General features: G+C 45.6%; 5 protein-coding genes. 4 read left to right on the forward strand and 1 reads right to left on the reverse strand.

Annotation, left to right across the window (positions count from 1 at the left end; genetic code table 11):
* Nucleotides 1–20 precede the first annotated feature (20 nt).
* Nucleotides 21–3,113: a beta-galactosidase gene (locus tag IE039_RS06535; protein WP_010002193.1), complete on the forward strand. Its 3,093-nt coding sequence runs from the start codon at nt 21–23 to the stop codon at nt 3,111–3,113.
* Nucleotides 3,114–3,174: 61 nt separating this feature from the next.
* On the opposite strand, the gene IE039_RS06540 is transcribed toward IE039_RS06535, so the two are convergent.
* Nucleotides 3,175–3,750, reverse strand: a complete 576-nt coding sequence (locus IE039_RS06540; protein WP_010002192.1) for a recombinase family protein — start codon at nt 3,748–3,750, stop codon at nt 3,175–3,177.
* A gap of 82 nt (nt 3,751–3,832) precedes the next feature.
* Here IE039_RS06540 and IE039_RS06545 point away from each other — a divergent pair, with 82 nt between their 5' ends.
* Genes IE039_RS06545 through IE039_RS06555 form a run of 3 tightly spaced genes read left to right on the forward strand, consistent with a single transcriptional unit; the run spans nt 3,833 to nt 7,738 of the window.
* The gene (locus IE039_RS06545) at nt 3,833–6,220 is read left to right on the forward strand and encodes a vWA domain-containing protein (RefSeq protein WP_019041907.1); all 2,388 of its coding nucleotides are present in this window, start codon (nt 3,833–3,835) and stop codon (nt 6,218–6,220) included.
* Entirely contained in the window at nt 6,217–7,281 is a 1,065-nt protein-coding gene (locus IE039_RS06550) for a hypothetical protein (RefSeq protein ID WP_010002191.1), read from the forward strand. Before IE039_RS06545 ends, IE039_RS06550 begins: the two co-directional genes overlap by 4 nt.
* Nucleotides 7,271–7,738 (forward strand): pilin N-terminal domain-containing protein, encoded by a 468-nt coding sequence (locus tag IE039_RS06555; protein WP_189428928.1) that lies wholly within the window; start codon nt 7,271–7,273, stop codon nt 7,736–7,738. Before IE039_RS06550 ends, IE039_RS06555 begins: the two co-directional genes overlap by 11 nt.
* Nucleotides 7,739–7,790: the final 52 nt, after the last annotated feature.

Raw genomic sequence — 7,790 nt, forward strand, 5'->3', positions numbered from 1 at the left:
GGCAAACTAAAGGAGATCACATGACAACACTACAGACAATTTTGGAACGTCGCGATTGGGAAAATCCGGTCGTGACCCAATGGCATCGCTTGCCGAGTCATACGGATATGACCTATGATCGTCCGGATCAAGGACAATCAGGTAGCCAAATCCAATCATTGAACGGGACTTGGGGATTTAATTATTTTACGCAGCTTGATGCTATTGATGATACATGGCGTGTGCAAGATTTACCGGATGCGACGACCATTACGGTACCTGGCAACTGGCAATTAGCCGGTGATTATGACGTGCCGTTGTATAGTAATGTGGCCTATCCGTTTCCTGTAACGCCACCAATCGTGCCTGACGAAAACCCAGTGGGTGCTTATTCAAAGACCATTCAAGTCGATGAAGCGTGGTTGGCTGACTCAAAAGAGACACATATTGTCTTTAATGGTGTCAGCTCGGCATTTTATCTTTGGGTTAACGGGACTTGGATCGGGTATTCAGAAGATAGCCGGTTACCCGCCGAATTTGATTTAACGCCACACCTAGTGGCGGGGGAGAATCGTATCGCTGTTTTGGTTTTGAAATGGAGTAAAGCGAGCTATTTTGAAGACCAAGATATGTGGCGACTTTCGGGTATTTTTCGAGATGTTGAGCTGGTGAACATGACCAAGGTGCGTTTGTCAGACTTTGCGATTGATACCCAGTTAGCGGATGATTTGGATGATGCTGTGGTGACAGTACGTGCGGAAATTGGTGACGTGGCAAATCAGGCATTACAAGTACGGGCGACTTTGTCTTGGGACGGCTTAGAAATCGCGTCAGATGAGACAACATTTGGCAACGACTTGGTGGATGAACGTGGCGCGAATGCCCACGAAGCAACCTTGTCGCTACCAGTTCATCAGCCGAAACTGTGGTCAGCAGAAATCCCACAGCGCTATGACTTAACGCTGACACTATTTGATGGCGACACAGTTTATCACACAGAAACCAAAAAAATTGGTATTCGCCGCGTCGATATCAAGGATGGACTCTTGCGTTTAAATAACCAGCCTTTGTTGATTCGTGGCGTCAATAAGCATGAATTCACGCCAGAGACGGGTTATTATGTCGATGAAGCGACGATGTTAAAAGATATTCGCTTACTTAAAGAGCATAATTTCAATGCCGTCAGATTGTCACATTATCCTAATGACCGCCGTTGGTATGAGTTATGTGATCAGTACGGGTTGTATTTAGTCGATGAGGCAAACATTGAAACCCACGGCATGACGCCGATGAACCGGCTAACCAATGATGCCACTTACTTACCGCTGATGATGGCCCGCGTGACACGGATGGTCAAGCGTGACTACAATCATCCCTCAGTGATTATTTGGTCACTGGGGAATGAATCAGGCTACGGGCACAATCACGATGCGATGTATCAATGGTTAAAACAAGTGGATCCGTCACGACCAGTGCAATATGAAGGTGGCGGGGCTGATTCGCTAGTCACTGATATTATTGCGCCAATGTATGCACGTGTAGATCAAGACCAAGTCGCGCCTGTGAATTCAAAATGGTCTATTAAAAAGTGGATCAGTCAACCTGGCGAAACCCGGCCCCTCATTTTGTGTGAATATGCGCACAGTATGGGTAATAGCTTAGGTGGTTTTGCCAAATACTGGGACGCTTTTGAACAGTATCCACGCTTACAAGGTGGCTTTATCTGGGATTGGGTTGATCAAGGGTTGTTGAAAAACGAGACGACGGGTGAGGCATTTTATGCTTATGGTGGCGACTTTGGGGATCATCCCAATGATCGACAATTCAGTCTAAATGGCTTGCTTTTCCCAGATCGCACACCAAAGCCGGCTTTACTAGAAGCGGCATTTTGTCAGCAGTACTTTGGTTTTTCGCTTGTTCGGACACCAACTGGTCATCCCGAAGCGTTGCAAGTCACCAGCAAGCATCTGTTTAAACACGTGGATGATTCAGTTTTGCAGTATCAGTGGGTGATCAATGGGGTACCACAACCGTTAGCGAGTTTGCCACTGGATTTATCAGCTGGGGACACCGTGACGGTACCCTTAACGGTGCCGCAAGTGGCGACGGGGGATGTGGCCTTAAATGTGACTATTATCCAGCAAAAACCCGATGGCATTATTCGGCCGCAAACGCGTTTGGCTTATGATCAGTTTGTAATTCAAAATCGGCCGTTAAAACCAGGGTTGCCTGACGTGACGACCAGTTTGCCACCAGTTGTTGAACAAACGGCCGAAACCGTTACCATTACAGCCGGGCAACACCAGTTTGTCTTTGATGCCACGCGAGGCTGGTTGACCCAATGGTATTTTGGCGGCGTTAGTCAGTTCTTGACGCCGTTAAAAGATCAGTTTACCCGTGCGGCAATTGATAATGATATTGGTGTGAGTGAAGTCGGGCTTGTTGATCCAAATGCTTGGTATGAAAAGTGGCGTGCTAGTGGTTATGACCAGTTGCAACCACAACTAGGCGCGTTTGACGTGACGGCCAACGACCAAGGTGTCGTGGTAACGACGACACATGATTTTCTGTCACCAATTGATCAGCATGTGATGTTACAGTCGATTAAGCGTTATCAAATATCACCAACCGGGGCGTTAGATTTGCAAGTTGATGTTTGGCGACAGATTGCTGACCCTGAACCAGCCCGAATTGGCTTAAATGTCCAATTAGCGACGGTACCAGAACAAGTGAACTACGATGGACTTGGCCCAATGGAAAATTATCCAGACCGACGGGCAGCAGCAACCAAGGGCCGCTGGTCCGCAACTTTGGCCGACTTATACACGCCGTACATTTTCCCTAGTGAAAATGGACTGCGCACCGGCGTTAGCCAGTTGCAATTTGGTCAGCATGACTTACAAAGTCCAATGACGGTGGCCTTTAATTTGTCACCGTATAGTCCACAACAACTCAGTCAAACGACGCACCGGCATCTACTCAAACCAGAGGCTGGGGTGTGGTTGAACTTAGACGGCGCGCATATGGGCATTGGGGGGGATGATTCATGGTCACCAAGTGTGGCACCTGAATATCTTTTATCTGGCGAGCATTACCATTATGCGTTGAATTGGCAATTGCATGACCAACTTTAAATAAATTACTTAAAAAGATGTGTTTTCAACACATCTTTTTTTGTGGGTTAAAACTAATGATTCACCTGTTTTGCTCGGCCTGTCGGATTTTTTTGATGCGCCGTTTTAAAGTCGAGGCACTAATACCCGTTTTTTTGGCCACTTGTTGATACGATAGGCCATTTTGATGTTGCTGATAGGCGGCTAAAATTTCCATATCGGAATAGGTCTCTTTACGCCCTTCACGAAAATGGGGATTATGGCGTCGGGCATAAGCCTTGCCTTCCTGTGTCCGGGTCAAAATCAGATCACGTTCAAACTGCGCAAAAGCAGAAAAAATGGTGAAAATTAGCTTACCCGTGGGACTTTCATCAATCAAGCCTAGATTTAAGATGTGGATGGCGACCCGTTGATCAAATAAATGTTGCATGACTTCGAGGGCCTCGTGGGTATTTCTGGCGAAGCGATCTAGCTTGGTCACAACAAGCATATCGTGAGGTTGTAACGTTTTTAAGAGTGTGTCAAAAACCGGCCGTTCAGTGGTTGTGCCGGTATATTTTTCTTTGAAAATTTGGTCAACACCAGCCTGGGTTAACTGCGCAACTTGGGCTTCAAGATGTTGGCCTTCTGTGCTAACTCTAGCATAGCCGTATTTCATATCATGATTCCTTTATTGTATGGCAGATTGTAAAATTTAAGTTGAACATTTAAGTGGACAGAAAAACCCATCAAGGTCTTTAATGGTGTTACCACACAATCCAGCTTATCAAATACGACAATATGCGCGTCAAACCACGACGCCTGGCTTGTTTGATGTTTTCTTGAATGTTAAAGGGAATCGGCAAGTGGCGATCAAACCAATTGATATTGTTTTGGTTACTGAGATGTCCGGATCCATGAATTCAGTGTTCAACGGTGGCATCAAGCGAGAATATGCGATGCGTGAAGGTATTGAAAAATTTATGCAAACCATCAATGACGCAGGCTATGGTGACTTTGTCAATGTTGGGCTTGTTGCTTTTGCCGCCAAAGAAAGTGACAAAGAACCAGGGATTTGGTCTGAAAATATTGATCGTGTCAGTAATGCGACACATGTTTCAAAAATCAATAAAATCCTCAGAAATCCCCCCGTTAGCGGAACGTTTACACAAAATGGTCTCCGTGAAGCACAAAATATGTTGGCAAGTGATGCCAGTGACCATAAAAAAATCATGGTGTTATTAACTGACGGAATTCCGACGCAATCATACAAAGTAACTCAAGCCAAAGTAGTTGATGGGCACGTTATCGGGACGGGTTTTAGTCAAGCATGGGATTATCCAGGGTATACGTCACAGTTTGTCGAAAGCCATTATCCTGACTGGATAGAGAGACCAGCGCCGTATCAAGTCGATGGCCAAATGATTCCAGATACTTGGGCAGCTACGTTAGGGGAGGCTTACGCACTGCGAGAAAAAGGGACTGAACTACATACATTAGGTATTCAGTTGGATATGGATAGTTGGGGTACAGGTAATAATTCTCACATGTATTTAACCAAAACGCAAGTACGTGAACGTATGGCGTTACTTGCAACACCTGGCCATTATCAAGATGCTAATACGTTAGATGACATTGGTACTTATTTAGCAAATCAAGTCAAGACGGTGTTAAGTGATTTTTATACGATTAAAAATGGGACGGTGCATAATCCAATTGGCGAACAATTTATTTATGCGGATACACCACCAACCGTGACTAGTGTGGGTAAAAAGGCGGTTGATAACTTACCAAGTGTGACGCGTGATGCCCAACAGGTGACTGTTAACGGCCTGAATCTGGGACAAGACCGAGAAATTCAGTTGCATTATCAGGTCCATCTCAAAACGGAATCGCAAAACTTTCAACCTGATTTTTGGTACCAAGTGAGTGGGAAGACGTCATTAACCCCAACTGAAAAAGACGCCGCAGTGGCCTTTGGTATTCCTTCTGCTAAAGCGGCCGGAACCAAGTTGCATGTGACTAAAAAATGGATGGATGATATTGATCGCACAAAACGACCCGACCAAATTCAGTTTGGCATTGGGCGAAAAGTGGCTGATCAGTTAACTGATTGGCGGGCGGTTGGGCAGCTAACTGCTGCGGAAAATTGGCAAAAGACCGTCACCCAAGGCATGCAAGACGGGCAATCGGTGTGGCTACCCGCTTATAATAACCAAGGCCAAGCATTTGATTATCACGTTTTAAATGAGCAGACAGCGGGTTACGTGACACAAATTACGCGACAAGGTGATCAGGCGACGGTAACAAATTGTCAATATGGCTTAATAATTGACAAGATCGCCCAAGGGACAACATCACCCGTCAAAGGCGCGACGTTTACCGTATCATCTTCAGATGGACAGCAGGTCCTGACGGTTCAGCCGGGCCAATGTCAGCTGTTGACACCAGGCAACTATACCATTCAAGAAACTCAGTCACCCAGTGGGTTTCAAATGGCCAACACCACGTATCATTTAACGCTGACGACAGACGGGCAGTGGTTAAGTGATGGGAAAGCCATTACGGCAACCGCACCTGAATCAGACGGTGATGGTGTTAAGGACGGTTTTTCAATTGACCAGACATTATCGCATAATGTCAGTCAAACTAATGTTGTCAAATTAACGCAAAATAATCCCATTAAGCCATTCAAATTAGTGGTGAAAAAGATGGATGCCCAGACATCCCTACCTGTGTCAGGCGCACAATTTGAGCTTAAAGCGCTAACGGGTGAGACGCTAACCCTTAAAGCCAATCGAAATGGCACAGCATTTACCGTGATGCACTTAACCCCAGGTACTTACACCTTGACCGAACGTCAAGCGCCTAAAGGTTACTTACCTGCCGAGCCAATCGTGATGGTTATTTCACCAGATGGCCATGTCCAAGTGACCGGTGGGACTGAACAGTGGGCCACCAAGTTGACCAACAATCAGACTGACAATCAGGTTACCTTGCAAGTTCCAAATCGGAATCAAGCCGTTTTGCCAAACACAGGTGGGGCTGGTCAGTTACCTTATTTGATGGTGGCTGGTGGTTTACTGAGTGTCGGTTTCTTGCTTAATTCGGGTTACCAGTATGGCCAACGTCGGAGGCAGAAAAAATGATTAAAAAGATGCTGTACTTTTTAACGGGTTGCTGCTTGTTTGGCCTGCTAAGTTGGCAATTTAACTGGCCAGTATTGGCACAAAATCAAACTGATACGACCATTGCGTTGCAACATCAAGTTATGAATCAGACCAAGCAACGGACACACTTTGATCTGTATGATATGTCAAATTTGGCAGCGGCCCATCATCAAGATCCCCATTATAACCAGACGCTGAAAACACAAGAGCAGACCATTCAGACGGTGATCCAAGATCAGCATTTGGCGTTAGTTGATTCGCAAGTAACAGATACATTAGGTCAGCTTGCGTTTCATGTCCCGCCAGCAGGTGACAAGACTTATCTGATTGTGCAACGCCAGCCGGATACTATGACGCAAAATGGTCAAACCAATCAAATGTTGGCTGATCCAATGGTTGTCAAAATGGCTGATTATGTCGGATTGGCGCAACCAGCAATGATTCAAACCAAGCCGACAATTTTAAAACGACAGCTATATTTTTTTAAGTATGGGCGAACGCAAAATAAAGAGGAAATCCCTTTGTCAGCGGTGCGCTTTGTGTTATATCAACTCCGACAACGGCAAAAATATTATCTGACACAAACGGGTGATTGGTGTCAGAGCACCACACCCAAACAAGATCCGCGAGTCAAAAAGATGTTGTCAGATAGCCAAGGCTTGGTGATATTGCAAGATTGCCAGTTACCAGCAGGCCGGTATTTTTTTGAGGAAGTTCAAACAAAACCGAATTACCTGATATCACCAGCCGCGCGGGCCATTGAGTTGGACGTCCCCGCAGTAGCAGATAATGCGCCATTACCACCGATGCGTTTGAACGGTGAGCCATTGTGGCAAACCGCCGCTGGTCAGTTATCCAATATGGTGATGACAACGGCTCAACCGCGTGTTATCAATGCACAAAAACAAGCCACCGCACAGTTGCCAGCAACAGGACAAGCCAAGGCGATGATCTCCCTGATTGGCCTAACTATTTTGGTCATGAGTTTTATATTGTTAGCTGGGTTATATACGAAGAGAGGATTAAATCATGAAAAGTAGTATCTGGTCAAAACTGGTAGCCATTGGCTTATTGCCCATTTTGATTGCAACAATTATCAGTGCGTTCAGTGGGGCTGTATCTGCAGATACAACACCAAGTACAGTGACTGTTACCGTACACATGCGGGGATTTGATACAGGCCAAGTTCCAGCTAACAAAGAAAATTCTGGTGTGGTTGATAACGATTTTGGCGGGACGCCTTTAGCAAATGTTACCGTTACAGCGTATGATGTAACAGCACAGTATTTACGGTTACGTCAAACGGGCCAAACTGCACAAAATGCTGTAGCAACAATGCAACAGGATGCGCAAAAAACTGTTCCGAGCTATGCGACAAAATTAGCAGACGCGACAACGGGTCAAGACGGCAATGCGACGTTTGCTAATTTAGCGGCTAAAGATGGTGACAAGGATAAGGTGTACTTGTTTTTAGAAACGGCAGATTGCAAGAAATAACTTGAACGAATTTAGTGACGTAGATTAAGTAAGAAGATCTCGATTGGTATAT

It is taken from the genome of Leuconostoc lactis KCTC 3528 = DSM 20202 (assembly GCF_014651235.1).
Lineage (GTDB): Bacteria > Bacillota > Bacilli > Lactobacillales > Lactobacillaceae > Leuconostoc > Leuconostoc lactis.

What these genes read in the sequence shown, in the direction of transcription:
- IE039_RS06535 (WP_010002193.1), top strand. Translation starts at nt 21, where the DNA reads ATGACAACACTACAGACAATTTTGGAACGTCGCGATTGGGAAAATCCG.
- IE039_RS06540 (WP_010002192.1), bottom strand. Translation starts at nt 3,750, where the DNA reads ATGAAATACGGCTATGCTAGAGTTAGCACAGAAGGCCAACATCTTGAA.
- IE039_RS06545 (WP_019041907.1), top strand. Translation starts at nt 3,833, where the DNA reads ATGGTGTTACCACACAATCCAGCTTATCAAATACGACAATATGCGCGT.
- IE039_RS06550 (WP_010002191.1), top strand. Translation starts at nt 6,217, where the DNA reads ATGATTAAAAAGATGCTGTACTTTTTAACGGGTTGCTGCTTGTTTGGC.
- IE039_RS06555 (WP_189428928.1), top strand. Translation starts at nt 7,271, where the DNA reads ATGAAAAGTAGTATCTGGTCAAAACTGGTAGCCATTGGCTTATTGCCC.